General features: G+C 71.7%; 24 protein-coding genes. 18 read left to right on the plus strand and 6 right to left on the minus strand.

Annotation, left to right across the window (positions count from 1 at the left end; genetic code table 11):
* The first annotated feature begins 55 nt into the window (after positions 1 to 55).
* From ACGF5O_RS14725 to ACGF5O_RS14740, 4 genes are all read left to right on the plus strand, one after another.
* On the plus strand, positions 56 to 643 hold the full coding sequence (locus tag ACGF5O_RS14725) for a DUF5998 family protein (RefSeq protein ID WP_089104457.1): 588 nt from the start codon (positions 56 to 58) through the stop codon (positions 641 to 643).
* Complete coding sequence (locus tag ACGF5O_RS14730; RefSeq protein WP_393810258.1) at positions 643 to 1,836, plus strand: alkaline phosphatase family protein; 1,194 nt, start codon at positions 643 to 645, stop codon at positions 1,834 to 1,836. Before ACGF5O_RS14725 ends, ACGF5O_RS14730 begins: the two co-directional genes overlap by 1 nt.
* Before the next feature lie 41 nt (positions 1,837 to 1,877).
* Complete coding sequence (locus tag ACGF5O_RS14735) at positions 1,878 to 2,528, plus strand: thymidine kinase (RefSeq protein ID WP_351499019.1); 651 nt, start codon at positions 1,878 to 1,880, stop codon at positions 2,526 to 2,528.
* A 208-nt stretch (positions 2,529 to 2,736) separates the two neighbouring features.
* Positions 2,737 to 5,148 (plus strand): endonuclease/exonuclease/phosphatase family protein, encoded by a 2,412-nt coding sequence (locus ACGF5O_RS14740; protein ID WP_393810615.1) that lies wholly within the window; start codon positions 2,737 to 2,739, stop codon positions 5,146 to 5,148.
* Between the two features lie 56 nt (positions 5,149 to 5,204).
* Here the strand turns inward: ACGF5O_RS14740 and ACGF5O_RS14745 are convergent, their stop codons facing one another.
* Positions 5,205 to 6,008 carry a VOC family protein gene (locus ACGF5O_RS14745; protein ID WP_393810259.1) on the minus strand — a complete coding sequence of 268 codons (804 nt, stop codon included), beginning with the start codon at positions 6,006 to 6,008 and terminating at the stop codon, positions 5,205 to 5,207.
* A 313-nt stretch (positions 6,009 to 6,321) separates the two neighbouring features.
* On the opposite strand from ACGF5O_RS14745, the gene ACGF5O_RS14750 reads away from it, so the two are divergent.
* Complete coding sequence (locus tag ACGF5O_RS14750; protein WP_393810260.1) at positions 6,322 to 7,164, plus strand: sulfurtransferase; 843 nt, start codon at positions 6,322 to 6,324, stop codon at positions 7,162 to 7,164.
* Between the two features lie 54 nt (positions 7,165 to 7,218).
* Here the strand turns inward: ACGF5O_RS14750 and sepH are convergent, their stop codons facing one another.
* Positions 7,219 to 8,256 carry a septation protein SepH gene (gene sepH, locus ACGF5O_RS14755; RefSeq protein WP_393810261.1) on the minus strand — a complete coding sequence of 346 codons (1,038 nt, stop codon included), beginning with the start codon at positions 8,254 to 8,256 and terminating at the stop codon, positions 7,219 to 7,221.
* Positions 8,257 to 8,727: 471 nt separating this feature from the next.
* Here sepH and ACGF5O_RS14760 point away from each other — a divergent pair, with 471 nt between their 5' ends.
* On the plus strand, positions 8,728 to 9,555 hold the full coding sequence (locus ACGF5O_RS14760; protein ID WP_393810262.1) for a hypothetical protein: 828 nt from the start codon (positions 8,728 to 8,730) through the stop codon (positions 9,553 to 9,555).
* Here the strand turns inward: ACGF5O_RS14760 and ACGF5O_RS14765 are convergent.
* Positions 9,479 to 10,798, minus strand: coding sequence for a D-arabinono-1,4-lactone oxidase (locus tag ACGF5O_RS14765; RefSeq protein ID WP_393810263.1), 1,320 nt, complete (start codon positions 10,796 to 10,798; stop codon positions 9,479 to 9,481). The genes ACGF5O_RS14760 and ACGF5O_RS14765 overlap by 77 nt on opposite strands.
* On the minus strand, positions 10,758 to 11,996 hold the full coding sequence (locus ACGF5O_RS14770; RefSeq protein WP_393810264.1) for an MFS transporter: 1,239 nt from the start codon (positions 11,994 to 11,996) through the stop codon (positions 10,758 to 10,760). Before ACGF5O_RS14770 ends, ACGF5O_RS14765 begins: the two co-directional genes overlap by 41 nt.
* A 163-nt stretch (positions 11,997 to 12,159) precedes the next feature.
* Here ACGF5O_RS14770 and ACGF5O_RS14775 point away from each other — a divergent pair, with 163 nt between their 5' ends.
* Together ACGF5O_RS14775 and ACGF5O_RS14780 are read left to right on the plus strand one after the other, a co-directional pair.
* Positions 12,160 to 13,287 carry a ferrochelatase gene (locus tag ACGF5O_RS14775; RefSeq protein WP_393810265.1) on the plus strand — a complete coding sequence of 376 codons (1,128 nt, stop codon included), beginning with the start codon at positions 12,160 to 12,162 and terminating at the stop codon, positions 13,285 to 13,287.
* A gap of 8 nt (positions 13,288 to 13,295) precedes the next feature.
* The gene (locus ACGF5O_RS14780; RefSeq protein WP_393810266.1) at positions 13,296 to 14,111 is read left to right on the plus strand and encodes an inositol monophosphatase family protein; all 816 of its coding nucleotides are present in this window, start codon (positions 13,296 to 13,298) and stop codon (positions 14,109 to 14,111) included.
* Positions 14,112 to 14,244: 133 nt separating this feature from the next.
* Here the strand turns inward: ACGF5O_RS14780 and ACGF5O_RS14785 are convergent, their stop codons facing one another.
* Entirely contained in the window at positions 14,245 to 14,418 is a 174-nt protein-coding gene (locus ACGF5O_RS14785; protein WP_167450044.1) for a hypothetical protein, read from the minus strand.
* 420 nt (positions 14,419 to 14,838) lie between these two features.
* Here ACGF5O_RS14785 and ACGF5O_RS14790 point away from each other — a divergent pair, with 420 nt between their 5' ends.
* The 4 genes from ACGF5O_RS14790 to ACGF5O_RS14805 all read left to right on the plus strand — a co-directional run bounded on the left by ACGF5O_RS14790 (position 14,839) and on the right by ACGF5O_RS14805 (position 18,389).
* Entirely contained in the window at positions 14,839 to 15,492 is a 654-nt protein-coding gene (locus ACGF5O_RS14790) for a response regulator transcription factor (RefSeq protein WP_007387794.1), read from the plus strand.
* A gap of 5 nt (positions 15,493 to 15,497) precedes the next feature.
* Positions 15,498 to 16,760 (plus strand): HAMP domain-containing sensor histidine kinase, encoded by a 1,263-nt coding sequence (locus ACGF5O_RS14795; RefSeq protein WP_362652565.1) that lies wholly within the window; start codon positions 15,498 to 15,500, stop codon positions 16,758 to 16,760.
* Between the two features lie 401 nt (positions 16,761 to 17,161).
* Positions 17,162 to 17,458 (plus strand): DUF4193 domain-containing protein, encoded by a 297-nt coding sequence (locus ACGF5O_RS14800; protein WP_003997302.1) that lies wholly within the window; start codon positions 17,162 to 17,164, stop codon positions 17,456 to 17,458.
* Positions 17,459 to 17,471: 13 nt separating this feature from the next.
* The gene (locus ACGF5O_RS14805) at positions 17,472 to 18,389 is read left to right on the plus strand and encodes a hypothetical protein (protein ID WP_393810267.1); all 918 of its coding nucleotides are present in this window, start codon (positions 17,472 to 17,474) and stop codon (positions 18,387 to 18,389) included.
* A 24-nt stretch (positions 18,390 to 18,413) separates the two neighbouring features.
* Here ACGF5O_RS14805 and ACGF5O_RS14810 read toward each other — a convergent pair whose 3' ends face one another.
* Positions 18,414 to 18,881 carry a DUF3093 domain-containing protein gene (locus tag ACGF5O_RS14810; protein ID WP_393810268.1) on the minus strand — a complete coding sequence of 156 codons (468 nt, stop codon included), beginning with the start codon at positions 18,879 to 18,881 and terminating at the stop codon, positions 18,414 to 18,416.
* Positions 18,882 to 18,939: 58 nt separating this feature from the next.
* On the opposite strand from ACGF5O_RS14810, the gene ACGF5O_RS14815 reads away from it, so the two are divergent.
* From ACGF5O_RS14815 to ACGF5O_RS14840, 6 genes are all read left to right on the plus strand, one after another.
* Positions 18,940 to 19,524, plus strand: coding sequence for a PaaI family thioesterase (locus tag ACGF5O_RS14815; protein ID WP_393810269.1), 585 nt, complete (start codon positions 18,940 to 18,942; stop codon positions 19,522 to 19,524).
* Positions 19,521 to 20,102 (plus strand): dUTP diphosphatase, encoded by a 582-nt coding sequence (gene dut / locus ACGF5O_RS14820; protein WP_393810270.1) that lies wholly within the window; start codon positions 19,521 to 19,523, stop codon positions 20,100 to 20,102. The genes ACGF5O_RS14815 and dut overlap by 4 nt, the downstream gene beginning before the upstream one ends.
* Position 20,103: 1 nt before the next feature.
* Positions 20,104 to 20,868 (plus strand): DUF3710 domain-containing protein, encoded by a 765-nt coding sequence (locus tag ACGF5O_RS14825; protein WP_393810271.1) that lies wholly within the window; start codon positions 20,104 to 20,106, stop codon positions 20,866 to 20,868.
* Between the two features lie 165 nt (positions 20,869 to 21,033).
* Positions 21,034 to 22,200 carry an alginate lyase family protein gene (locus ACGF5O_RS14830; RefSeq protein ID WP_393810272.1) on the plus strand — a complete coding sequence of 389 codons (1,167 nt, stop codon included), beginning with the start codon at positions 21,034 to 21,036 and terminating at the stop codon, positions 22,198 to 22,200.
* Between the two features lie 151 nt (positions 22,201 to 22,351).
* Positions 22,352 to 24,910 (plus strand): ATP-binding protein, encoded by a 2,559-nt coding sequence (locus tag ACGF5O_RS14835; RefSeq protein ID WP_393810273.1) that lies wholly within the window; start codon positions 22,352 to 22,354, stop codon positions 24,908 to 24,910.
* Positions 24,907 to 25,593, plus strand: a complete 687-nt coding sequence (locus ACGF5O_RS14840; RefSeq protein WP_351713765.1) for a response regulator — start codon at positions 24,907 to 24,909, stop codon at positions 25,591 to 25,593. The genes ACGF5O_RS14835 and ACGF5O_RS14840 overlap by 4 nt, the downstream gene beginning before the upstream one ends.
* The last annotated feature ends 27 nt before the right edge of the window (positions 25,594 to 25,620 follow it).

Genomic DNA, 25,620 nt, shown 5'->3' on the forward strand with positions numbered 1-25,620 from the left:
CGCGGCCGCGCACGACTGGCCCGGGTCCCCTTGCCCACGGATTAAGATGGACGCCATGGCCAAGACCAGTACGACGACCCAGGGGCTGCGTGTCGCGATCGAGCGCAGCGGCTACTACCCGGCCCTCGTGGCCGAGGCGGTGGAGGCCGCCATCGGCGGCGAGCCGATCCGGTCGTACCTGGTCCACCAGGAGACGACGTTCGACCAGAACGAGGTGCGGCGGCACGTGACCGTGCTGGTCCTCACCGGCAACCGCTTCATCGTCAGCCACACCGACGAGCAGGCCGCCGACAGCACCTCCCCGACGCCGTACGCGACCACCTCCACCGAGTCGGTCAAGCTCGGCCGGATCTCGTCGGTCGTGGTGAGCCGGGTCGTGGCCAACCCGGAGCAGTACACGCCGGGCACCCTGCCCCGCGAGATCGTGCTGACCATCGGCTGGGGCGCCGTCTCCCGGATCGACCTGGAGCCCGCCGCCTGCGGCGACCCCAACTGCGAGGCCGACCACGGCTACACCGGCAACTCCACGGCGGACGACCTCAGCCTGCGGGTGAGCGAGGCCGGGGACGGCCCGGAGACGGTGCGCCAGGCGCTCGTCTTCGCGCAGGCCATCTCCGAGGCGACCGCGGACGTCACCCGCTGATGGCGTACGCCGCCTGGGACCATCCGGAACCCCTCGCCCTCGACTCCGCGCCGCTGCCCGAGTACGGCAGCGGTTCCCTCGCCGACCTGCTGCCCACCCTGGCCGCAGGCATGGCCGTACCCGGGACGACCGCGTCGATCACGGAGCTGACGCCCGCCGACCGCAACTGCGTCTTCCTGATCGACGGGCTCGGCTGGGAGCAGATCAAGGCCCACCCGGACGAGGCGCCCTTCCTCACCTCGCTGCTCGGCAGCTCGCGCGGCGGCACGGGACGGCCGCTCACGGCCGGCTACCCGGCCACCACCGCGACCTCCCTCGCCTCCGTCGGCACCGGCCTGCCCCCGGGCGCGCACGGCCTGCCCGGCTACACGGTCCGCAACCCGCAGACCCAGCAGCTGATGAACCAGCTCCGCTGGCAGCCCTGGACCGACCCGGCCGCCTGGCAGCCGTACCCCACCGTCTTCCAGCTCGCCCACGACGCCGGCGTGCACGCGGCCCAGGTCTCCTCCCCGCACTTCGAGCACACCCCGCTCACCAAGGTCGCGCTCAGCGGCGGAACGTTTCACGGACGGCTGACCGGCGAGGAGCGGATGGACCTCGCGGCCGAGCAGCTCGCCGCCGCCGACCGCGCCCTGGTCTACACGTACTACGCCGAACTGGACGGCGCCGGGCACCGCTACGGCGTGGACTCCGACACCTGGCGCGGCCAGCTCATGCACGTCGACCGGCTCGTGCAGCGGCTCGCCGAGCAGCTCCCGGCGCGCAGCGCGCTGTACGTCACCGCCGACCACGGAATGGTCGACATCCCGTTCGACGAACAGCACCGCATCGACTTCGACGAGGACTGGGAGCTGAAGGCGGGCGTCGCCCTGCTCGGCGGCGAGGGCCGGGCCCGGCACGTCTACGCGGTGCCCGGCGCCGCGACCGACGTCCTGACCTGCTGGCGCGAGGTGCTCGGCGAGCAGTTCTGGGTGGCCTCCCGGGACGAGGCGATCGCGGCCGGCTGGTTCGGCCCGCCGGACCGCTTCGAGGCGCGGGTGTACGACCGGATCGGCGACGTGGTCGCGGCCGCGCACGACGACGTCCTGATCATCGCCTCCGAGCGGGAGCCCAAGGAGTCCGCGATGGTCGGCAACCACGGCTCGATGACCCCCGCCGAGCAGCTCGTGCCGCTGCTCGAAGTACGCTCCTGACACCCTGCCCCCACGATCCGCCGAAAGGTGCTCAACTCCTCATGCCCGAGCTGGTGTTCTTCTCCGGAACGATGGACTGCGGGAAGTCGACGCTGGCGCTGCAGATCGCGCACAACCGGTCGGCGCGGGGGCTGCAGGGGCTGATCTTCACCCGGGACGACCGGGCGGGGGAGGGGAAGCTCTCCTCGCGGCTCGGGCTGGTGACCGACGCGGTCGAGGCGGTACCGGGCATGGACCTGTACGCCCATGTCGTCGACCGGGTGTCGCAGGGCGGCCGGGTCGACTACCTGATCGTGGACGAGGCGCAGTTCCTGGAGCCGGAGCAGATCGACCAACTGGCGCGGGTCGTGGACGACCTGGGCCTGGACGTCTTCTCCTTCGGCATCACCACCGACTTCCGCACCAAGCTCTTCCCCGGCTCGCGGCGGCTGATCGAGCTGGCGGACCGCCTGGAGACGCTCCAGGTCGAGGCGATGTGCTGGTGCGGGGCGCGGGCCACGCACAACGCCCGCACGGTGGGCGGCGAGATGGTGGTGGAGGGCGAGCAGGTCGTCGTCGGTGACGTGAGCAGCCCCGCGGCGGAGGTCGGCTACGAGGTGTTGTGCCGACGACACCACCGCCGCCGCGTGACGAGCGCCTCCGCCCACGCGGGCGCACTCTCGCCGGACGTCCTCCCGGTGACCTCCGACTGATCCCGCCGGGCTGATCCCGCCAACCAACCACCCCTCCGTTCCCGGGATTTAACCCAGGACACCTTGGCGATTCCGCATCTACACGCGTAACTTGAGTCGGCCTCCCCCCACGCGCCCGGTTCAAGCGCCGCCCGTCCGCGGCGTGTTGCAGCATCCGACGTCCGAGGAGACCGCAAGCGTGTCCAGTCCCGCAGCGAGCAGATCCCGCATGCGCCGCGCCGCCTACCCGCTGATTTCCGTGAGCGTGGCGAGCGCGTTCGCGATGACCGCCCTTCCCGCCGCCTACGCCACTCCGTCCGCCACGGCGGTGCTCGCCGAGGTGTACGGCGGTGGCGGCAACTCCGGCGCGACCCTGACCCGGGACTTCGTGGAGCTCGGCAACGCCGGGTCCGCGGCCTACAGCCTGGCCGGCTACAGCGTGCAGTACCTGCCCGGGTCGCCGTCGGCGTCCTCGCAGTGGCAGGTGACCGCACTCAGCGGGGCGGTCGCGCCCGGCGGCCGTTTCCTGGTCGCCGAGTCGCAGGGCAGCGGCGGCACCACGGCCCTGCCGACCCCGGACGCGACCGGCACCATCGCGATGAGCGCGACCACCGGCACCATCGCCCTCGTCTCCGGCACCACCGCGCTGACCTGCAAGACCGCCGCCGACTGCGCGGCGGACAGCCGCATCGTCGACGTGGTCGGCTACGGCACCGCGGTGGTCCGCGAGGGCAGCGGCCCGGTCACCGGCGCCTCCAACACCGCCTCCGTGTCCCGGGCCGACACCCTGGCCGACACCGACGACAACGCGGCGGACCTCACCGCCGGCACCCCCTCGCCGGTCAACTCGGCCGGTGAGACCCCCGGTTCGGGTGGCGGCGACGGTGGCGGCGACGGCGACCCGACCCAGCCGGGCACCGTCCGCATCCACGACATCCAGGGCACCACCCGCAAGTCCCCGCTCGCCGGGCAGACCGTCGCCAAGGTGCCGGGCATCGTCACCGGCGTCCGTACGGCCGGCTCGAAGGGCTACTGGATCCAGGACCCGACGCCGGACGCCGACCCGCGCACCAGCGAGGGCGTCTTCGTCTACACCGGCTCGGTCGTCCCCACCGTGGCCGTCGGCGACTCGGTGCTGGTCAGCGGCAAGGTCAGCGAGTACTACCCGAGCAGCACCAGCCAGTCGGTCACCGAGCTCGACGGGGCGACCGCGACCGTGCTTTCCAGCGGCAACGCGCTGCCCGCCGCCGTCACCCTGGACGCGGCCTCCGTACCGGACGGGTACATCCCCACCGCCGACGGCGCCAGCATCGAGTCCCTCGCCCTCCAGCCGGACGTCTACGCCCAGGACTTCTACGAGTCCCTGGAGGGCATGCGGACGACGTTCGCCGACGCCCGCGTGGTCGGCGCGAGCGACGCGTACGGCGAACTGTGGGTGACCGTCAAGCCCGACGAGAACCCGACCCCCCGCGGCGGCACCCTCTACTCCTCCTACGACCAGCCCAACACCGGCCGTATCGAGGTGATGTCCCTGGACACCACCACGGCCTTCCCGGCGGCGAACGTCGGCGACGAGCTGTCCGGCGCCACCACCGGGCCGCTCGACTACTCCACCTACGGCGGCTACAACGTCCAGGCCACCCAGCTCGGCACCCTCGTCGACAACGGCCTGAAGCGGGAGGTGACCCGGCGGCAGAAGGGCGACGAGCTGGCGGTCGCCACGTACAACGTGGAGAACCTGGACGCGCTGGACGACCAGGAGAAGTTCGACCGGCTCGCCGAGGGCGTCGCGGTCAACCTCAACTCGCCCGACATTGTCGCCCTGGAGGAGATCCAGGACGACAACGGTGCCACGGACGACGGCACCGTCACCGCCGAGGCGACCCTCAAGCGGTTCACCGACGCCATCCGCGCGGCCGGGGGCCCGCGTTACTCCTGGCGCTACGTCTCGCCGGAGAACGACAAGGACGGCGGCGAGCCCGGCGGCAACATCCGCCAGGTCTTCCTCTTCAACCCCAAGCGGGTCTCCTTCACCGACCGTCCCGGCGGCGATGCCACCACGGGCACCAGCGTGGTCAAGACCCGCAAGGGCGCGCGGCTGACGTACTCCCCGGGCCGGATCGACCCGACCAGCGACGCCTGGGACAGCAGCCGCAAGCCGCTGGTGGGCGAGTTCGTCTTCCACGGCCAGACGGTCTTCGTCGTCGCCAACCACTTCGTCTCCAAGGGCGGCGACCAGCCCCTGCACGGCCGCTACCAGCCGCCGGCCCGCAGCTCGGAGACCCAGCGCGCGGCCCAGGCCACCGAGGTCAACACCTTCGTCAAGTCCCTGCTCAAGGCGGACAAGGACGCCAAGGCGGTCGTCCTCGGAGACCTGAACGACTACGAGTTCTCGCGGACGGTGACCGACCTGACGGACGGCGGCGTCCTGACCCCGCTGATCACCACCCTGCCGGCCGCCGAGCGCTACACCTACGTGTACGACGGCAACTCGCAGACCCTGGACCACATCCTGACCAGCCCGGCGGTGACCCACGTCGACTACGACGTGGTGCACATCAACGCCGAGTTCGCCGACCAGGCAAGCGACCACGACCCGCAGATCGTACGGATCGACGTCGACAAGTGCCGTAAGCACTGACCGACGGCACCACGGCGTGGGACGGGCGGACGCGCCCGTCCCACGCCGGCGCCGGCTCAGTGCGGGCTCTCGACCACCGAGAAGACCGCGCCCTCCGGGTCGGCGACCGTCGCGACCCGCCCGTGCGCGCTGTCCCGGGCCGGCTTCAGCACCCGCCCGCCCAGCTCGGCGACCTCCCGCAGGGTCGCGTCCGCGTCGGCCACCTCGAAGTACGTCAGCCAGTGCGGTCCCCGCTCCCGGGGCAGCGAGAGGCCGACGCCGTGGATGCCGGCCACCGGGCGGCCCGCGACGTGCAGGTTCACGTAGTCGAAGCCGGCGGACACCACCGGCTCCTCCTCGTAACCGAACACCGTCTCGTAGAACTTGGCGACATTCGACGTCTCGAAGGTGAGCAGCTCGTCCCAGACGGGGGTGCCGGGGACGCCGGTCAGGGCCGTGCCGAGGTGGGCCGAGCCCTGCCAGATGCCGAACACCGCGCCGGACGGGTCGGAGGCGATGGCCATCCGCCCGGCCTCGGCCGCGTCCAGCGGTCCGACGCCCACCGTGCCGCCGCACAGCCGGGCCGTCTCGGCCGTCAGGTCCACGTCGTCCGAGGCGAAGTACGGTGTCCACGCGATCGGCAGATGCAGGTCCGGCGACAGCTGGCCGATGCCCGCGATCTCCCGCCCGTCGAGCAGCGCCCGGACATACGGGCCGAGCTGCTGCGGGCCGGGCTCGAACTCCCAGCCGAACAGGGTGCCGTAGAACTCCTCGGTCGCCGTCAATCCGTGCACCATCAGACTCACCCAGCAGGGGGTGCCGGGTGCGCGCCGAGTGTGCGTGCCGCCGTTCGCGCCCGCCGATCCCCGTACCTCGGTCATCGTCACTCTCTCCTCGGCCCCTCGCGGTGGCCGTGTCGCTTCCGCTCTCCGGACCGGCTGTGCCGCAGCCGCGGGCACGCCCCGTGCCGATGCTCGCACCCTCCGTGGCGACCTGCGTCCACGGCCGTGGGGCGGCTCCGCCGCGAGGATGCCTGATCTGCCGTTTCTCGCCCGTTTCCGGCCGATTGCCGTCGGGTGTCCATCAGCTGTACAGCATGTGCCCGATCCCGTACGCCCGGTGATCGAGCCTGTCCGGCCGAGCAGAGTAGTCGTACCTGGACGATGCGGCCACCCCTGGCGTAAGGATGGGGCCATGGAAGCCATCATCGACGCAACCGAACTCGCCGACGAGCTGACCGGGCCGAATCCGCCCGTCCTGCTGGACGTCCGCTGGCAGCTGACCCCGCCCGGCACCCCGCCCTTCGACGGCCGGGCCGCCTACGCGGCCGGGCACCTGCCGGGCGCCGTCTACGTGCACCTGGACGGCGAACTCGCCTCGCCGCCCGGCGGGAACGGCCGGCATCCACTGCCCGACCTGGCCGTCTTCGGCGCGGCGATGCGCCGGGCGGGGGTGTCGGCGGGCCGGCCGGTCGTCGTGTACGACGGCGGACAGGGCTGGGCGGCGGCGCGTGCCTGGTGGCTGCTGCGCTGGACGGGTCACCCGGACGTGCGGGTCCTCGACGGCGGGTTGCCGTCCTGGACCGGCGCTCTTTCGGCCGACGTGCCCGAGCCGGCCGAGGGCGACTTCGAACCGGCCCCGGGTGTCGGGCAGTTGCTCGACGCGGACGGGGCGGCGGCGCTGGCTCGCTCGGGTGTGCTGTTCGACGCCCGCGCGGGGGAGCGGTACCGGGGTGACGTGGAGCCGATCGACCGGGTCGGCGGCCATATCCCGGGCGCCCTGTCGGCGCCGACCACCGAGAACGTCGGCCCCGACGGCCGCTTCCTGCCCGCCGTCGAACTCCGTGACCGCTTCAAGGGGCTGGGTGCCCCGGAGGGGGCCGAGGTGGGCGTGTACTGCGGCTCGGGCGTCTCCGGCGCCCACGAGGTGCTGGCGCTGGCCGTCGCGGGCATTCCGGCGGCGCTGTACGTCGGTTCGTGGTCGGAGTGGTCCGCCGACCCGTCCCGTCCGGTGGCGGTCGGCCCCGACCCGCAGTAGCGCAGAGAGAGGAGGGGGCACGCGTGCGTGCCCCCTCCTTCCTGCTTCAGCCTCTTACTCCTGCTTCTTGCGCCGCGTCCCGAAGACGATCTCGTCCCAGCTCGGCACGGCGGCACGGCGGCCGGGGCGTACGCCGTCGGCCTCGGCCTGGCGGTCGGTGGCACCGATCAGCCGGTCGCGGTGGCTGCCGACCGAGCGGGGCATGAGGACGTCCGCATAGGCGGAGCCGGCCGAGGCCGCCGGGGCCGGGGGCTCCTCCGCGGCCGGTTCCGGAGCGGGCTCCTCCGGGATCTCCGCCGGGCGCTCCGGGACCACCATGTCGCCCCGGAAGCTCGGTACCGCCTCCAGCAGGCTGGTCAGGGAGTCCCGTTCACCGGCCGTCTCCTCGACCGGATCGGACGACTGTGCGGGCAGCGCCGGCCGCTCGCGGTCCCGGTCGCCGGAACGGTCCAGCGGCCGGTCGCGCGGCAGCCGCGCGATGCGCGGCACGAACGGAAAGCTGGGCTCCGGTACGGCGAGGTCCTCGGACTCGCCGATGAGCGAGCGTGCCTCGTCGTCGACCGCCTGGACGAGTCGCCGCGGCGGGTCGTAGGTCCAGCTCGCCGAGTGCGGTTCGCCCGCGACCAGGTAGACGAGCAGGACCTCCCAGGTGCCGTCGTCGCGGCGCCAGGAGTCCCACTGCACGGTGTCCTTCTCGGCACCGCGCAGCACCAGCCGCTCCTGTACGGCCTCGCCGAGCAGCGGCCCGGAGTTCTCGCCGGGCCGGCGGACCGGAGTCTTGCGGGCCCGCTCGGCCATGAAGGCGCGCTCGGCCAGTACCGGACCCTCGAAGCGTCGCACCCGGTCGACGGGGATCCCGGCGAGCTGGGCGACCTCTTCGGCCGTCGCGCCCGCTCGTATCCGCGCCTGGATGTCTCGGGGCCGGAGATGGCTCTCGACCTCGATCTCGATCTGCCCGAGCCGGGGCCGGTCGCCGCGTACGGCGGCACGGAGCCGTTCGTCGATCGGAAGGGTGTACTCCGTAGAGTCGGCAGCCTTGAGCACCAGCCGTGTGCCGTCATTGGAGACGGCCACGACACGCAGTTCGGGCATGGGGACCTCCCGGGTGGTGCCTGCCGACGTCACGTGCGTCGCTGCTTCCGCTAGTCGAGTGTGGCCTGCCCGGGTGCAGCCTGCCACAACCTTGCCGAGTTGCCCGGCGTGTCGGGCACGGGCCCTGCACCGCCGTTATGGCACGGTTACCTATTCGCAACGCTAAGTGACCAACTCCGTCACCCTGTGCAACTAGCCCCCTCCCGGCGGTCCTGCAAGGCCTCGGACGCCCTGGCGGGAGACCGGACCCAGGGCTCGCAACAGTACTCCATTCGGGCCACGTGCGTGGATTGGCGCGCCGCCCAACTTCTGGCAACAACCGCTCCCCGGCCTTTGTTTGCCCGTATCGGGCGATCTTGAACGTGGCGTACTTCACGCAATCCGCAGAAACGGAACTAATGGTTTCGTCCGTACGTCCCTTTCTGATGCAGTCGATCGAACAAGTACGGGAAGGTCAGGCAAGGTTCGGTAATGCGTGAAAGGCCCGGTTCCGGTGACGAGACCAGTACGGGGGAGGAGGTGAAGGGACGTTCGAAGCGGATCGACCTCAGCGTGCCCCAGGTCGCGGGCAGCGCGGTGGCCGCGGTGGTGGCCGCCAAACTGGCGTCCTACTTCGGGGTGTACGGGACGATCCTCGGCGCCGGAGTCGTCAGCGTGGTCGCCACCTGCGGCGGCTCGGTGTTCCAGCACTTCTTCCGGCGTACCGGCGAACAGTTCCGCGACGCGGCGGTGACCGGGTCCAGATCCCCGGGCCCCCGGGAGCAAGCGCCCCCGGTCTCCGGCGAGTTCGGGGAGTCCGGGGAGTTCACGGAGGGCACCGTCTACCGTGCCCGGGTGCGGACCCGGCGCCGCCCGCTGGTCGCGGCCGCTCTGGTGTTCGCGGTGACCATGGCCGGCATCACGGCCTACGAACTGGTCTCCGGCGACGCCTTCGGCGGCGGCTCCGGTACGACGGTCGGCGGCGCGGTCACCGGCGACACCACCTCGTCGGGCTCGTCCGGCACCTCCGGCTCCTCCGACGCCACGGATTCTCCGGGCACTTCGGGCTCCTCCGGTACGAACTCCGGTGCCGGCACGGCCGCTTCGCCCACTCCGTCGCCGTCGTCCTCCTCGGACACGTCCGGTACCTCCGGGAGCGACGGGACCGCGCCACCGGCACCGTCCCCGAGCGGGTCCGCGAGCGGGGAGCCGAGCACGGCCCCCACGCCCGGCGACTCCTCGGCTACTGCCCCAGCACCCTCCGCAGATAGTCGTTCTGGAACAGCCGGTCCGGGTCGAGCCGATCCCGCAGCGCGGTGAACTCGCCGAAGCGCGGGTAGACCTCGGCGAAGTACTCCGCCTCCCTGGTGTGCACCTTGCCCCAGTGCGGACGGCCCTCGTGCGCGGTGAAGATGCGCTCGGCGGCGGTGAAGTACGCCTGGTACGGCGTGCCCCGGAACATGTGCACGGCGACGTAGGCGCTGTCCCGGGCGGAGGCGGTGGACAGGGCGATGTCGTCGGCGGGGGCGGTGCGGACCTCGACCGGGAAGTTCACCCTGAGACCGGAACGGTCGACCATCGCCCTGAGTTCCCGCAGCGTGTCCACGAGCGCCTCGCGCGGCACCGCGTACTCCATCTCCACGAACCGCACCCGGCGCGGCGATGTGAAGACCTTGTAGGGGATGTCCGTGTACGACCGGGCGGACAGCGCCGTGCTGGAGATCCGGGCGACCGTCGGGACGACGGCGGGCACCGCGCGGCCGAGCAGCTGCGCGCCGTGGAAGACCCCGTTGGAGAGGAACTCGTCCTCGAACCAGCCGGCCAGCTGCCCCACCGGCTGCGGCGGGCCCGCGCTGCGGTTGTTGCGCTTGGTGTTGGTGTTGCCGGTGTGCGGGAACCAGTAGAACTCGAAGTGCTCGTTCTCGGTCCAGAGCTGGTCGAACTCGGCGAGCACCCGGTCCAGGGGCATCGGCTCCTCGCGCGCGGCGAGCAGGAAGACCGGCTCCACGGCGAAGGTGATCGCGGTGACGATGCCCAGCGCGCCGAGCCCGACGCGCGCCGCCGCGAAGACTTCGGGGTTCTCCTTCTCGGAGCAGGTGAGCACCGAGCCGTCGGCGGTGACCAGCTCCAGCTCCCTGATCTGCGCGGCGAGCGACGCGGACTCGCGGCCGGTGCCGTGGGTGCCGGTGCTGGTGGCCCCGGAGACCGTCTGCTCCATGATGTCGCCCATGTTGGTCAGCGACAGGCCCTCGCGGGCCAGGGCCAGGTTGAGTCTCTTGAGCGGGGTGCCGGCCTCGACCGTGACGGTCATGGCCTTACGGTCGATGCCGCGTATGCCGGTCAACAGTTGAGGGCGGATCGAGACGCCGTCGGTCGCGGCGATCGAGGTGAAGGAGTGGCCGCTGCCGACCGCCTTCACCTTCAGGCCGTCCTCGGCCGCCTGCCGTACGGCCGCCGCGAGCTCGTCCACGGAGGCGGGCACGACCTCCCGCGCGGGGCGGACGGTGACATTCCCTCCCCAGTTACGCCACGTGCCGCTCTTCCCGCTCGCTGTACTGCTCAACGGTGCCTCCCCGACCCGTGACCGGCCTGTTGAGCCGGCGGTACCCGAGGAAACCGACCGCGACCGCGACGGCCCCGGACACGGCCGGAACCCCGTACCCGGCACGGGCCCCGGCAGCGTCGATCACCCAGCCGGCGACCGAGGAGCCGAGCGCCACCCCGACCGCGAGGCCGGTACTCACCCAGGTCATGCCCTCGGTGAGTTTCGCGCGAGGTACGTGCTTTTCGATGAGGGACATCGTCGTGATCATCGTCGGTGCGATGGACAGTCCCGCAACGAACAGCGCCACGGCCAGAAGCGGCAAGTTTCCGACCAGTAGGAGGGGGATCATACTCACGGCCATCGCGCATATGCCCAGCAGCCACCTGCGTTCCGGCTTTCCCCCGAACCGCATGAGCCCGAAGACCGCTCCGGCGACGCAGGAACCCGCCGCGTACAGCGCGAGGACGACGCTGGAGGCGGCCTTGTGGCCGCGTTCGTCGGCGAAGGCGACGGTCACCACGTCGACCGCCCCGAAGATCGCGCCGGTGGCCACGAAGGTCGCCACCAGCACCTGGAGGCCGGGCGCGCGCAGCGCCGAGCCGCCGCCGTGGTGGTCGCGCGGGTGCGGCTCGGGCTCGGTGGCCCGCTGGGCGGTCAGCCAGAAGACGCCGGCGGCGAGGAAGCAGGCGGCCAGCAGCGGCCCGGCCTCCGGGAACCAGGTCGTGGACAGGCCGATGGAGAGGATCGGCCCGAAGATGAAGCACACCTCGTCGACGACGGACTCGAACGAGTAGGCGGTGTGCAGCTGCGGGGTGCCCCGGTAGACGGCGGCCCAGCGGGCCCGGATCATCGCGCCCAGGCTCGGCACCGCGCCGATCCCGGCGGCGCACACGAACAGCACCCAGTCCGGCCCCCCGTAGCGGGCGGCGAGCAGCAACCCGGCCGCCGCGGCGAGCGCGAGCAGGGTCGCGGGGCGCAGGACACGGCGCTGGCCGTGCCGGTCGACCAGCCGGGAGACCTGGGGGCCGAGCGCGGCGGCGGACAGCGCCATGGTGGCCGACAGCGCGCCGGCCAGCCCGTACCGTCCGCTGATCTGGGAGATCATCGTGACCACGCCGATGCCCATCATGGACAGCGGCATCCGGCCGACGAAGCCCGCGGCGGAGAAGCCCTTGCTGCCGGGGGCGGCGAACAGGGCGCGATAGGGGCTGGGCACGGGGGTCTCCGACAGATGTGCGAGTAAGGCGTGATTGCGGCTGATACAGCTTACGAGTGGGGACGCCGTCCCGCACCCGCCCGGCACCGGGGATAAACCTCCCGAATCCGACTCTTCACGCTCCTGTTTCCGGGCCGTCAGCGCCGGGTGGCAGGATCGGCACATGTCAGACGCGCTCGATGCCACCCCCTACGACGCCCTGCTCCTGCTCTCCTTCGGCGGCCCGGAAGGCCCGGACGACGTGGTTCCGTTCCTGGAGAACGTGACCCGCGGGCGCGGTATCCCGAAGGAACGTCTCAAGGAAGTCGGGCAGCACTACTTCCTGTTCGGCGGGGTCAGCCCGATCAACGACCAGAACCGCGCCCTGCTGGACGCCCTGCGCAAGGACTTCGCCGAGCACGGCCTGGACCTGCCGGTCTACTGGGGCAACCGCAACTGGGCGCCGTACCTGACGGACACCCTGCGCGAGATCGTCGCCGACGGCCGCCGCCGCGTCCTGGTGCTCGCCACCAGTGCCTACGCCTCCTACTCGGGCTGCCGCCAGTACCGCGAGAACCTCGCGGACTCGCTGGCCGAGCTGGCGGCCGAGGGCCTCGAACTCCCCAGGGTCGACAAGCTGCGGCACTACTTCAACCACCCCGGCTTCCTCGGCCCGATGATCGACGGGGTGCTGGCCTCCCTCGCCGACCTCCCCGAGGACGTCCGGGCGGGCGCCCACCTCGCCTTCACCACCCACTCCATCCCGACCGCGTCCGCCGACACCTCAGGCCCGGTCGAGACGCACGGCGAGGGCGGCGCGTACGTCGAGGAGCACCTGGACGTGGCCGAGCTGATCGCCGCCGCGGTCCGCGAGCGCACCGGCGTCGACCACCCCTGGCGGCTCGTCTACCAGTCCCGCTCCGGTGCCCCGCAGATCCCGTGGCTGGAGCCCGACATCTGCGACCACCTGGAGGCGCTGCACGGCGCCGGCGTCCCTGCCGTCGTCATGGCCCCCATCGGCTTCGTCTCCGACCACATGGAGGTCCTCTACGACCTCGACACGGAGGCCACGGCCAAGGCGGCGGAGCTCGGCCTGCCGGTCCGCCGGTCCGCGACCGTCGGGGACGACCCGCGGTTCGCCGCCGCGATCCGCGAGCTGGTCCTGGAGCGCGCCGCCGCGGAGAGCGGACGGGACGTCGCGCCGTGCGCCCTGGGCGCCCTTGGCGCGAGCCACGACCTCTGCCCGGCCGGCTGCTGCCCGGCCCGCGCCCCCCGCCCGGCCGCGGCCGGCGCCGACAGCCCCTACGCGTGAGGAACCCCGTGACCGACGCCCTGCACACGGACCTGCTGGACCTCGCACGGGAGGCGGCCGCCCGCGCGGGCGAGCTGCTGCGGGACGGCCGCCCGGCCGACCTCGCCGTGGCCCGGACCAAGTCCAGCCCGATCGACGTCGTGACCGAGATGGACATCGCGGCGGAGAAACTGATCACCGACCTGATCGCCGGGCACCGCCCCGACGACGGCTTCCTCGGCGAGGAGGGCGCGTCGTCGGAGGGCACCAGCGGCGTCCGCTGGGTGATCGACCCGCTCGACGGCACGGTCAACTACCTGTACGGGCTGCCGACCTGGGCGGTCTCCATCGCCGCCGAGCAGGACGGGGAGACCGTGGTCGGCGTCGTGGCGGCCCCGATGCGCGGCGAGACGTACCACGCGGTACGCGGCGGCGGCGCCTGGGCGACCGGGGCCTGGGACGGCGAGCGGGAGCTGCGCTGCCGGCCCGCGCCGCCGCTGGACCAGGCGCTGGTGTCGACCGGCTTCAACTACGTCACCGCCGTCCGCACCCACCAGGCCGAGGTCGCGGCCCGGCTGATCCCGCTGCTCCGCGACATCCGGCGCAGCGGCTCGGCCGCGATCGACCTCTGTGACGTGGCCTGCGGCCGGCTGGACGGCTACTACGAGCGCGGCCTCAACGCCTGGGACTGGGGCGCGGGCGACCTCGTCGCCCGTGAGGCCGGCGCCCTGACCGGTGGCCGCCCCGGAGAGCGCCCCGCACGCGACCTGACGGTCGCCGGCACCCCGGGCGTCTTCGAGCCCCTCCAGCGCCTCCTGGAGGACTTCGGAGCGTGGCACGACTGAGTAGAAAAGATCCCGTTCCCCGCCCGCGACAGGAATCGAACGCCGTTGCGGGGGGAAAGGATCAGGTACGAGCAGGGCCCCGGCGCTGGATTCGCCGGGGCCCTGTTCTCGCGGTTGCGGTGCTGCGGGACTGTCAGACGCTGGTCGCGCCGACTTCCACACCGTGTTCGGCTGCGAGGCGGCGCAGGTCGTCGAGCTCGGCCTGCTCCACTTCGACGAGGAAGTCGTCACCCTCGTCACGAGCCCGGGTGATGTCGGACTCGGTCGCCTTTATGCGCTGCAGAAGTCCTGCGGTGAATGCGTCCATGCTGCGCCCCCTCGTCCTGGGTCGTGGGTCGGTGGCACGGGGGTGTGCCGTCGGAAGGGGCGATCACGTCTCTCGCGGGTGCCCAGCGCTGCCCTGCTGGGCGGCGACGGTGCCTGGACACCCCCATCGTCCACTCTGCTGTAGCGGCGATGTACGTACCGCATGGTGCTGCGGCACATGCAGAGCGTGATCGCGGGGTGTACATGCCGTCCTCCCCCCGCTCCTCTCCGTGGAAACCTCAACCGCAGGAGAAAATCTCGCATTCCCGCCCCACGGCCTCGGATCCGGCTGCCCCGGCCCCCGTCTTACTGCCGACTTATGGCCGAAAAGGGCAGGATGGAGGTCACACATCCCAAGGAGACCCCCTGCCCGGGTGCGCCGGTGCGCGCTGCGCGGGTGGACAGAGGAAGGACAAGCGACGTGCGCGTACTCGTCGTCGAGGACGAGCAACTGCTCGCCGATGCGGTGGCCACCGGACTGCGCCGGGAGGCCATGGCCGTCGACGTCGTGTACGACGGCGCGGCCGCCCTGGAGCGCATCGGCGTCAACGACTACGACGTGGTCGTCCTCGACCGTGACCTCCCCCTCGTGCACGGCGACGACGTCTGCCGCAGGATCGTCGAGCTCGGCATGCCCACCCGCGTGCTGATGCTGACCGCCTCCGGTGACGTCAGCGACCGCGTCGAGGGCCTGGAGATCGGCGCCGACGACTACCTCCCCAAGCCCTTCGCCTTCAGCGAGCTCATCGCGCGCGTGCGGGCCCTCGGCCGCCGCACCAGCGTGCCGCTGCCGCCCGTCCTGGAGCGCGCCGGCATCAAGCTGGACCCGAACCGCCGCGAGGTCTTCCGGGACGGCAAGGAGGTCCAGCTCGCGCCGAAGGAGTTCGCGGTCCTGGAGGTCCTGATGCGCAGCGAGGGCGCGGTGGTCTCCGCCGAGCAGCTCCTGGAGAAGGCGTGGGACGAGAACACCGACCCCTTCACCAACGTCGTGCGGGTGACCGTGATGACCCTGCGCCGCAAGCTGGGCGAGCCCCCGGTGATCGTCACCGTCCCCGGCTCGGGTTACCGGATCTGATGGCCGTGGCCACCACCCCCGCACCCCCGCAGGCACCCCCGAAGCCGACCTGGGACCCGAGAAGGCCGCAGCCGGTCCTGCCGTGGCTGCGCCCGACCATCCGGATACGGCTCACCCTGCTCTACGGCGGCATGTTCCTGATCGCCGGGATCCTGCTGCTGTCGATCATCTACCTGCTCGCCGCCCAGGCGATCAGCACGGGCAACCAGCCGCTGTTCAAGATCGTCGGTTACGACAAGCTGTCGATCTCCAGCGGCAACTGCCCCGCGATCAACATGGTGGCCGGCACGACCAGCTCCCTGTCGCTGGGGGACTTCAACAACGCGATCGCCCAGTGCGTGGACCACCAGCGCCAGGCGGCCCTGGACAACCTGCTCAGCCGTTCGCTCCTCGCCCTGCTGGGCCTCGCCCTGATCGCCTTCGCGTTCGGCTACGCGATGGCCGGCCGGGTGCTGTCCCCGCTCGGCCGGATCACCCGCACCGCCCGCGCGGTCGCCGGCTCGGACCTGTCCCGCCGGATCGAGCTGGACGGCCCGGACGACGAGCTCAAGGAACTCGCGGACACGTTCGACGACATGCTGGAGCGACTGCAACGGGCCTTCACCGCCCAGCAGCGCTTCGTCGGCAACGCCTCGCACGAACTGCGCACGCCCCTGGCGATCAACCGCACGCTCCTGGAGGTGCACCTCTCGGACCCGGGCGCGCCCGTGGAGCTGCAGCAGCTCGGCAAGACGCTGCTGGCCACCAACGAGCGCAGCGAGCAGCTCGTGGAGGGCCTGCTGCTGCTCGCCCGCAGCGACAACCAGATCGTCGAGCGCAAACCGGTCGACCTGGCCGAGGTGGCCTCCCAGGCCGTCGACCAGGTGCACGCCGAGGCGGAGGCCAAGGGCGTGGAGCTGCGCGGCACACGGAAGCCTGCGGTGGTCCAGGGCAACGGCGTCCTGCTGGAGCGGATCGCCCTGAACCTGTTGCAGAACGCCGTGCGCTACAACGTGCCCGAGGACGGCTGGGTCGAGGTCAACACCGAGATCCAGCACGGGCAGGCGGTGCTCTACGTGGCGAACACCGGGCCGGTGGTCCCGGCGTACGAGATCGACAACCTCTTCGAGCCCTTCAGACGGCTCCGTACCGAGCGGACGAACAGCGACAAGGGGGTGGGCCTCGGCCTGTCCATCGTGCGGTCGGTGGCCCGGGCGCACGGCGGGCACATCGTGGCCCAGCCGCGTGAGGGCGGCGGACTCGTGATGCGGGTCACGTTGCCGGTATGACGCCGTTACAAGATCGGGACACACGCGGGGGATGTTCGCTTTGCGCTGAATTTTCCAGCGGCGCGGCACATTCCCCTCTGTGTGATCGATCACAAGGGCGGATTTCCGGCCATCTACTCTGCGTGATCATGAGTAGGGGAATAAAGCCGGGAAAATCCCTGTTTTCAGGGGTCTTGATCACGGGAAGTACAGGGTGAGGCGCCTTTGAACTGCCCCGACAGGACCGTGTACGGTCCCCATCGCCATTCAACCCGATCACTCTCGAGGGGTCCGGTTGGGTGTCGATTGAGTAACAGACCTTGATGTGAGGCAAAATCTCCGCCTCGGGTCGGGCACAAGTCCGGCCTCTCACGCGTTACGTGCGCTGGAGACACCGCAGACACCCAGAGGGGGAGAGCGACATGGCAACCGATTACGACACTCCACGCAAGACCGACGACGACGTCGACTCGGACAGCCTTGAAGAGCTGAAGGCACGGCGGAACGACAAGTCAACGTCCTCGGTGGACGTCGACGAGTTCGAGGCCGCGGAAGGCCTGGAGCTGCCCGGAGCGGACCTCTCGAACGAGGAGTTGGCCGTCCGGGTGCTGCCCAAGCAGCAGGACGAGTTCACCTGCATGAGCTGCTTCCTGGTGCACCACCGCAGCCAGCTGGCCCGGGAGAAGAACGGTCAGCCGATCTGCCGCGACTGCGACTGAGGGCGGGTCGGGCATGACCGGCTCGACCCCACCTCGGAAGCGCCGCTTCCCCCTGCCGGGAGCGGACTCGGGGCCGTCCGACGGCCCACGCGCGCGTGATGACGGGCGAGGCTCATCCGATCCGGGAGCCTCGCTCGAACCGGCGGCCGGCCGGGGTGACCTCCCGGCGCCGACGGACCGGCCCGCGCCCGTCGCAAGGCGACGGGTCGCGGCCATCCGCGACAAGGCGGTGGACATGGCCCGGGAAGGGGCCCGTAAGGGCGGCAGCCGGGCTAAAGCGGGGCTGGGGTACCTGGCCGACCGGATCATCGAGATCGCCCCGCGTGTCCCCGTACGCGACCTCGCGGCCCTGCGCCGGCAGTTCCCGGGCCTCGGGCCCGAGCAGCTCGCCGACAAGCTGGTGGCGGGCGCGGCGGGCGCCACGTCGGCGGTCGGGGCCGGAGTCGGGGCGGCGGCGATGCTGCCGGTGCCGCCGGCGATGCCGACCGAGCTGGCCGCGGAGATCACCGGGGTCGCGGCGATCGAGCTGAAGATGATCGCCGAGCTCCACGAGGTGTACGGGGTGCGGCCGCCGGGGAACCTGAAGGCCCGCAGCACCGCGTATCTGTCCTCCTGGTCGGGGGAGCGCGGCATCGACGTGATGAAGCCGTCGACGATCAACAACGCCCTCGGCGGGCAGATGAAGCGCGAGCTGCGCCAGCAGATCATGAAACGGATGGTGCGGGACCTGCCCAACCTGATGCCGTTCATGGTGGGCGCCGCGGTGGGGGCGGTCATGAACCGCCGGGACACCAGGAAGCTCGCGGCACGGATCCGGGCGGACCTGAGAAAGATCCAGGTGCCCTGGGAGGAGCTGCCCGAGCTGCTGCCGCTGGAGGAGCCGGCGGAACCGCTGCCGATCGCCGAGCTGCCGGAGGACTTCGGGGGCTGACGGCCGGCCCGGGCGCGCGGGGAGCTACGCCCTCGTGCTGCTCTTCGCCGCCTCGATCGCCGCCGCCAGGGCCTCCGGCTCCCGGGTCGACAGGTACAGGTACGGGGTCGGGTCCTGCGGGTCCGTGACCTCCACGCGCAGGGCCCTCGGGATGTAGGAGCGCAGCAGCAGGAAGGCGCGGACGTCGGCCTTGTACGTGCGCCAGGCGCGCGCCTCGTCCGGGTCCAGGATCTCCGCCGGGCCCAGGGCCGACACCGGGATCTTCGCCTCGCCCGCGATCAGCGAGTCGCCGACGACCCGGATCCGCGGGGAGCCGTACGAGCTGGCCACCACCGCCGCCGCCGCGGTGCCGCCGGCCAGGCCGCCCAGCATCGGCAGGGTGCCGAACGGCAGCAGGATCAGGGCGAACGAGACGCCGACCAGGAAGCTGATGAACCACCACGACCGGGGGGCGGTGAGGCGTTCTTCGTACGGGGTGGCGGAGAGCTGCATGGAGCCAAGCTTGGCACGGTGTCCGGATTCCCCGGACGCGCGGGTAAGGTCTGCGGCTGTGAGTGGTAGTTCCGCAGCTCTTCAGCCCCCTGCCAGTGCCCGGAAACCGGAGCGGCACCCCGACGCGCCCGCGCCCGGTGAGCTCATCGGCGCACACTACGAACACTGTTTCGGGTGTGGGCACGAGCAGTCCCACGGGCTGCACCTGGAGGTACGGGCCGGCGAGGGCGTCTCCCTCACCGCCGAGTTCGCCGTGCGCCCCGCCCACCAGGGCGCCCCGGGCCTCGCGCACGGCGGGGTGCTCGCCACCGCCCTGGACGAGACGCTCGGCTCGCTCAACTGGCTGCTGCGGAAGATCGCCGTGACCGGACGGCTGGAGACCGACTTCGTACGGCCCGTGCCCGTGGGCACCACGCTCCACCTGGCCGCCGAGGTGGTCGCCGTGGCCGGCCGGAAGATCTACTCGACCGCCACCGGACGCGTGGGCGGCCCCGCGGGCCCCCTCGCCGTCCGCGCCGAGGCCCTCTTCATCGAGGTCCCGGTCGAGCACTTCGTCGACAACGGCCGCCAGGAAGAGATCCAGGCCGCCATGAAGGACCCCGACCAGGCCCGGCGCGCCCGCGCCTTCGAGGTGAACCCGTGAACTCCGCAGACCCCCTGGCGCCGGCCCGCAGCGCGGCCCCGCTCGGCGTCCTCGTGCGCCGCGTCGACCCCGCCGTACCGCTTCCGGCGTACGAGCACCCCGGTGACGCGGGAGCCGATCTGCGCACCACCGAGGCGTGCGAGCTGGGACCCGGGGAACGGGCCGTACTGCCCACGGGGGTGTCGATCGCCCTCCCGGAGGGGTACGCGGCGTTCGTGCACCCCCGTTCGGGGCTCGCCGCCCGGTGCGGTGTGGCCCTCGTGAATGCCCCGGGGACGATTGATGCCGGGTACCGTGGGGAGATCAAGGTGATCGTGGTGAATCTCGACCCGCGCGAGGCGGTGCGGTTCGAGCGCTTCGACCGGATCGCCCAACTGGTCGTCCAGCAGGTCGAGAGGGTCCGCTTCCAGGAGGTGGCGGAGCTTCCCGATTCGGTGCGGGCCGAGGGGGGCTTCGGGTCCACCGGGGGTCATGCCGCGGTGGGCGATGTGAGCGGCACAAGCGGTCAGGCCGCCGAGGGCGGTCGGACGGGTGGGAATCGATACGCTTCGGTCGTATCCGACCGGGAAGGACAGTGACGTGTTCGGACGTCGCAACAAGAAGGGTGCCGCCGAGGACGCGGCCGGCGAGGCCGAGCAGGTCGTCGACAGCGTCGACACCGAGGCGGACGAGGAAGACGAGGGCGAGCGCGAGCGCGTTCGTCTGGAGCCGGAGCCCCGGCCCGACGGGCCGTGGGACGACACCGAGGTGCGCGAGGCCGGCGAGGGCCGGGTGGACCTGGGCGGTCTGTTCGTGCCCGGCGTGGACGGCATGGAGCTCCGGGTCGAGGTCGCGGGCGACGCGATCGTCGCGGCGACCGTCGTACTGCGCGACAGCGCCATCCAGCTGCAGGCCTTCGCCGCGCCCAAGCGCGAGGGCATCTGGGGCGAGGTCCGCGAGGAGATCGCGACCGGCATCACCCAGCAGGGCGGCATCGTCGACGAGGTCGAGGGTCCGCTGGGCTGGGAGCTCCGCGCCCAGGTGCCGGTGCAGCTGCCGGACGGCACGGGCGGTTTCCAGGTCGTGCGGTTCGTCGGTGTGGACGGCCCCCGCTGGTTCCTGCGCGGGGTGATCTCCGGGCAGGGCGCGGTGCAGCCGCAGGCGGCCGGCCTCCTGGAGCAGATCTTCCGGGACACCGTCGTGGTCCGCGGCGAGGGCCCGATGGCGCCCCGCGACCCGATCGTCCTGAAGCTGCCCAACGACGCCCAGATGGTTCCCGAGGGCGTCCAGCAGGAGGAGTCCTCGCGCTTCTCCGGCGGCATGGGCCAGCTCCAGCGCGGACCGGAGATCACCGAGGTCCGCTAGGCGCTCCGCGAGCAGAACCGTTCGAGAGCCGCACCCTTCGGGGTGCGGCTCTTTTGCGTGCGCGACCTCTTGACGGCGAATTGGTCTGTACCTACGGTCACGGCTCAACGCGCCCGTTCATAAAGGCGCTTGACGTTCACCTATATGAACGAAAGGCCTTCAGGTATGCGCAGAACCGGACTCCTCGTGGCCGTCGTCGCCCTCCTCGCCGGAGCCCTCTCCTGGCCGGCGCAGGCCGCCCCCAGCACCTTCGTGCACCCCGGGGTCACCGTCTCCAGGAGCCAGCTGGACTTCGCCCGCACCGAGGTGCTGGCCGGCGCCCAGCCCTGGAAGGCGGCCTACGACCAGATGATGGCGAGCAAGTACGCCGACCTGAACCGCACGCCGACCCCCTGGGCGACCGTCGAGTGCGGCTCGTACTCGAACCCCAACTACGGCTGCACCGACGAGCGCGAGGACGCGATCGCCGCCTACACCGACGCCCTGGCCTGGTACATCACCAAGGACGCCCGCTACGCCCAGAAGGCCATCCAGATCATGGACGCCTGGTCGGCCACCATCACCGGCCACACCAACAGCAACGCGCCCCTGCAGACCGGCTGGGCGGGCTCCTCCTGGCCGAAGGCCGCCGAGATCATCAGGTACACCTACACCGGCACCTGGTCGAACGAGGCCCGCTTCGCCACCATGCTGCGCAACGTCTACCTCCCCACCGTCATCAAGGGTTCCAACTCCAACGGCAACTGGGAGCTGTCGATGACGGAGGCCGCCGTCGGCATCTCCGTCTTCCTGGAGGACAAGGCGTCGTACGACACGGCCATGGCGAAGTTCCGCACCCGCACCGCCGCCTACGTCTACCTGGCCTCCGACGGGTCGGTGCCCAAGACCGTGCCCAGCCAGAACCTGGACACCACCGCCAAGATCGTCTCCTACTGGCAGGGCCAGTCCACCTTCGTCACCGGCCTCACCCAGGAGACCTGCCGGGACCTCACGCACACCGGGTACGGCATCTCCGCGATCTCGCACGTCGCCGAGACCAGCCGGATCCAGGGCCAGGACCTGTACGGCACGGACGTCGGCGAGCGGCTGCGGCAGGCGCTCGGCTTCCAGGCCAAGTACCAGCTGGGCACCGCCGTCCCCAGCTGGCTCTGCGGCGGCTCCCTGAACCTGGGGCTCGGGCCCGTGACCGAGGTCGGCTACAACGCCCTGCACAACCGCCTCGGCATCGCCATGACCAACACCCAGACGCTCACCCTGAACAACCGTCCCGCGGGCAGCAACAACCTCTTCGTCGCCTGGGAGACCCTCACCCACGGTGACAACCCCAACTGAGCGGGCGGCACGGGCGCCGGAGCCGCGGCACCGGCGCCCATCAGGGTTGCGTCAAAGATGCCCGCTGCCGGGGGTCCTGCACCATTCGCCGGGATTGTTGGCCGTAAGGTCGACGCTGCGTTGACGGCAGTTGCAGGAAGACAATAGGACCATGGCACGCGGCAGGCTTCGGATCTATCTCGGTGCGGCACCGGGCGTGGGCAAGACCTACGCCATGCTCTCCGAGGCGCACCGGCGGGTGGAGCGGGGCACCGACTGCGTGGTCGCCTTCGTGGAACACCACGAGCGGCCGCGCACCGAGGTGATGCTGCACGGCCTGGAGCAGGTCCAGCGCAGGGAACTGGAGTACCGGGGCGCCACGTTCACGGAGATGGACGTGGACGCCGTCCTGCGCCGGGCCCCCGCCGTCGCCCTGGTGGACGAACTCGCGCACACCAACATCCCCGGCTCCCGCAACGCCAAGCGCTGGCAGGACGTCGAGGAACTGCTCGCCGCCGGGATCGACGTGATCTCGACCGTCAACATCCAGCACCTGGAATCGCTCGGCGACGTCGTCGAGTCCATCACCGGCGTGCGCCAGCGCGAGACGGTGCCCGACGAGGTGGTACGGCGCGCGGACCAGATCGAGCTGGTCGACATGTCGCCCCAGGCGCTGCGCCGGCGCATGGCGCACGGCAACATCTACCAGTCCGACAAGGTCGACGCGGCCCTGTCCAACTACTTCCGCCCCGGCAACCTCACCGCCCTGCGCGAGCTGGCGCTGCTGTGGGTCGCCGACCGGGTCGACGAGTACCTGAAGCAGTACCGCAACGAGCACCAGGTCTCCGCGATCTGGGGCTCCCGGGAGCGGATCGTCGTCGGGCTCACCGGCGGACCGGAGGGCCGGACGCTGATCCGGCGGGCCGCACGGCTCGCCGAGAAGGGCGCCGGCGGCGAGGTGCTCGCCGTCTACATCTCCCGCAGCGACGGCCTGACCTCGGCCTCCCCGAAGGAACTCGCCGTCCAGCGCACCCTGGTCGAGGACCTCGGCGGCACCTTCCACCACGTCGTCGGCGAGGACATACCCGCGGCCCTGCTCGACTTCGCGCGCGGCGTCAACGCCACCCAGATCGTCCTCGGCTCCTCGCGCCGCAAGGCCTGGCAGTACGTCCTCGGACCCGGCGTCGGCGCCACCGTAGCCCGCGAGTCCGGACCCGACCTGGACGTCCACATCGTCACCCACGGCGAGGCCGGCAAGGGCCGCGGGCTGCCGGTGGCCCGGGGCGCCCGGCTCGGCCGGGGCCGGATCATCGCCGGCTGGCTGGTCGGCCTGGTCGGCCCGGCGGTCATGGCGGTGCTGCTCAACACCATCGACCTCGGCCTCGCCAACGACATGCTGCTCTTCCTGACCTTCACGGTCGCGGCCGCGCTGCTCGGCGGGCTCTTCCCGGCGCTGGCCTCGGCGGCCTTCGGGTCGCTGCTGCTGAACTACTTCTACACCCCGCCCCTGCACCGGCTGACCATCGCCGACCCGAAGAACATCGTGGCCATCGTGATCTTCTTCGGGGTCGCGCTGTCCGTCGCCTCGGTCGTCGACCTCGCGGCCCGCCGCACCCACCAGGCGGCCCGGCTGCGCGCCGAGTCGGAGATCCTCTCCTTCCTCGCCGGCAACGTGCTGCGCGGCGAGACCAGCCTGGAGGAACTGCTGGAGCGGGTCCGGGAGACCTTCGGCATGGAGTCCGCCGCCCTCCTGGAGCGGGTGAGCGACGTCGAGCCGTGGAGCTGCGCCGGGCGCGCCGGCTTCGGGCCCGCGCTCGAACGCCCCGAGGACGGCGACGTGGACGTGCCGATAGGCGACCACATGGCCCTCGCGCTGACCGGCCGGGTGCTGCCCGCCGAGGACCGCCGGGTGCTCGCCGCCTTCGCCGCCCAGGCGGCCGTCGTCCTGGACCGCAGGCGCCTCCAGGAGGAGGCCGAGCAGGCCCGCGCGCTCGCCGAGGGCAACCGGATCCGCACCGCCCTGCTGGCCGCCGTCAGCCACGACCTGCGCACCCCGCTGGCCGGCATCAAGGCGGCGGTCACGTCGCTGCGCTCGGACGACGTGGACTGGTCCGAGGAGGACCGGGCCGAGCTCCTCGAAGGCATCGAGGAGGGCGCCGACCGCCTGGACCACCTCGTCGGCAACCTGCTCGACATGTCCCGCCTGCAGACCGGCACCGTCACCCCGATCGTCCACGACACCGACCTCGACGAGGTGGTCCCGATGGCGCTGGGCGGCGTACCGGACGGCAGCGTGGACCTGGACGTCCCCGAGTCCCTGCCGATGGTGGCGGCCGACGCCGGGCTCCTGGAGCGGTCGGTGGCCAACCTGGTCGAGAACGCCGTCAAGTACAGCCCGTCCGACCGGCCCGTACTGGTCTCCGCGAGCGCCATCGCCGACCGGGTGGAGGTACGGATCGTGGACCGCGGACCCGGCGTGCCCGACGAGGCCAAGGAACGCATATTCGAGCCCTTCCAGCGCTACGGTGACGCTCCGCGCGGCGCCGGGGTCGGACTCGGGCTCGCGGTCGCGCGGGGCTTCGCGGAGGCGATGGGCGGCACCCTCAACGCGGAGGACACGCCCGGCGGCGGGCTCACCATGGTCCTCAGCCTCCGGGCGGCAGGATCGGTCACCGAAGCGGCGCGAGCCGTGGCACAACCCTTGGCAGAACCGGAAAGGCAGGCCTCATGACCCGTGTGCTCGTGGTCGACGACGAGCCGCAGATCGTGCGCGCCCTCGTGATCAACCTCAAGGCGCGCAAGTACGAGGTCGACGCGGCCCCCGACGGCCGTACCGCCCTCGAACTGGCCGCCTCCCGCCACCCCGACGTGGTCGTCCTCGACCTCGGCCTGCCCGACATGGACGGCGTCGAGGTGATCAAGGGGCTGCGCGGCTGGACCCGGGTGCCGATCCTGGTCCTGTCCGCCCGGCACTCCTCCGACGAGAAGGTCGAGGCGCTCGACGCGGGCGCCGACGACTACGTCACCAAGCCCTTCGGCATGGACGAGCTGCTGGCCCGGCTGCGGGCCGCCGTACGCCGCGCCGAGCCCGTCGCCGGGGGCGGCGAGGACGACGTGCTGGTGGAGACCGAGGGGTTCACCGTCGACCTGGCCGCGAAGAAGGTCAACCGGGCGGGCCGGGACGTCCGGCTCACCCCGACCGAGTGGCACCTCCTGGAGGTCCTGGTCCGCAACACCGGCCGCCTGGTCAGCCAGAAGCAGCTGCTGCAGGAGGTGTGGGGGCCGTCGTACGGCACGGAGACCAACTACCTGCGCGTGTACATGGCACAGCTGCGCCGGAAGCTGGAGGCGGATCCCTCGCACCCGAAGCACTTCATCACGGAGCCCGGGATGGGGTACCGGTTCGAGAGATAGGACGGTGCGAGAAGTGAGGCGGGTCGC

Source organism: Streptomyces sp. NPDC048291, assembly GCF_043201715.1.
Taxonomy (GTDB): domain Bacteria; phylum Actinomycetota; class Actinomycetes; order Streptomycetales; family Streptomycetaceae; genus Streptomyces.

What these genes read in the sequence shown, in the direction of transcription:
- ACGF5O_RS14725 (WP_089104457.1), top strand. Translation starts at nt 56, where the DNA reads ATGGCCAAGACCAGTACGACGACCCAGGGGCTGCGTGTCGCGATCGAG.
- ACGF5O_RS14730 (WP_393810258.1), top strand. Translation starts at nt 643, where the DNA reads ATGGCGTACGCCGCCTGGGACCATCCGGAACCCCTCGCCCTCGACTCC.
- ACGF5O_RS14735 (WP_351499019.1), top strand. Translation starts at nt 1,878, where the DNA reads ATGCCCGAGCTGGTGTTCTTCTCCGGAACGATGGACTGCGGGAAGTCG.
- ACGF5O_RS14740 (WP_393810615.1), top strand. Translation starts at nt 2,737, where the DNA reads ATGCGCCGCGCCGCCTACCCGCTGATTTCCGTGAGCGTGGCGAGCGCG.
- ACGF5O_RS14745 (WP_393810259.1), bottom strand. Translation starts at nt 6,008, where the DNA reads ATGACCGAGGTACGGGGATCGGCGGGCGCGAACGGCGGCACGCACACT.
- ACGF5O_RS14750 (WP_393810260.1), top strand. Translation starts at nt 6,322, where the DNA reads ATGGAAGCCATCATCGACGCAACCGAACTCGCCGACGAGCTGACCGGG.
- sepH (WP_393810261.1), bottom strand. Translation starts at nt 8,256, where the DNA reads ATGCCCGAACTGCGTGTCGTGGCCGTCTCCAATGACGGCACACGGCTG.
- ACGF5O_RS14760 (WP_393810262.1), top strand. Translation starts at nt 8,728, where the DNA reads ATGCGTGAAAGGCCCGGTTCCGGTGACGAGACCAGTACGGGGGAGGAG.
- ACGF5O_RS14775 (WP_393810265.1), top strand. Translation starts at nt 12,160, where the DNA reads ATGTCAGACGCGCTCGATGCCACCCCCTACGACGCCCTGCTCCTGCTC.
- ACGF5O_RS14785 (WP_167450044.1), bottom strand. Translation starts at nt 14,418, where the DNA reads ATGGACGCATTCACCGCAGGACTTCTGCAGCGCATAAAGGCGACCGAG.
- ACGF5O_RS14800 (WP_003997302.1), top strand. Translation starts at nt 17,162, where the DNA reads ATGGCAACCGATTACGACACTCCACGCAAGACCGACGACGACGTCGAC.
- ACGF5O_RS14805 (WP_393810267.1), top strand. Translation starts at nt 17,472, where the DNA reads ATGACCGGCTCGACCCCACCTCGGAAGCGCCGCTTCCCCCTGCCGGGA.
- ACGF5O_RS14810 (WP_393810268.1), bottom strand. Translation starts at nt 18,881, where the DNA reads ATGCAGCTCTCCGCCACCCCGTACGAAGAACGCCTCACCGCCCCCCGG.
- ACGF5O_RS14830 (WP_393810272.1), top strand. Translation starts at nt 21,034, where the DNA reads ATGCGCAGAACCGGACTCCTCGTGGCCGTCGTCGCCCTCCTCGCCGGA.
- ACGF5O_RS14835 (WP_393810273.1), top strand. Translation starts at nt 22,352, where the DNA reads ATGGCACGCGGCAGGCTTCGGATCTATCTCGGTGCGGCACCGGGCGTG.
- ACGF5O_RS14840 (WP_351713765.1), top strand. Translation starts at nt 24,907, where the DNA reads ATGACCCGTGTGCTCGTGGTCGACGACGAGCCGCAGATCGTGCGCGCC.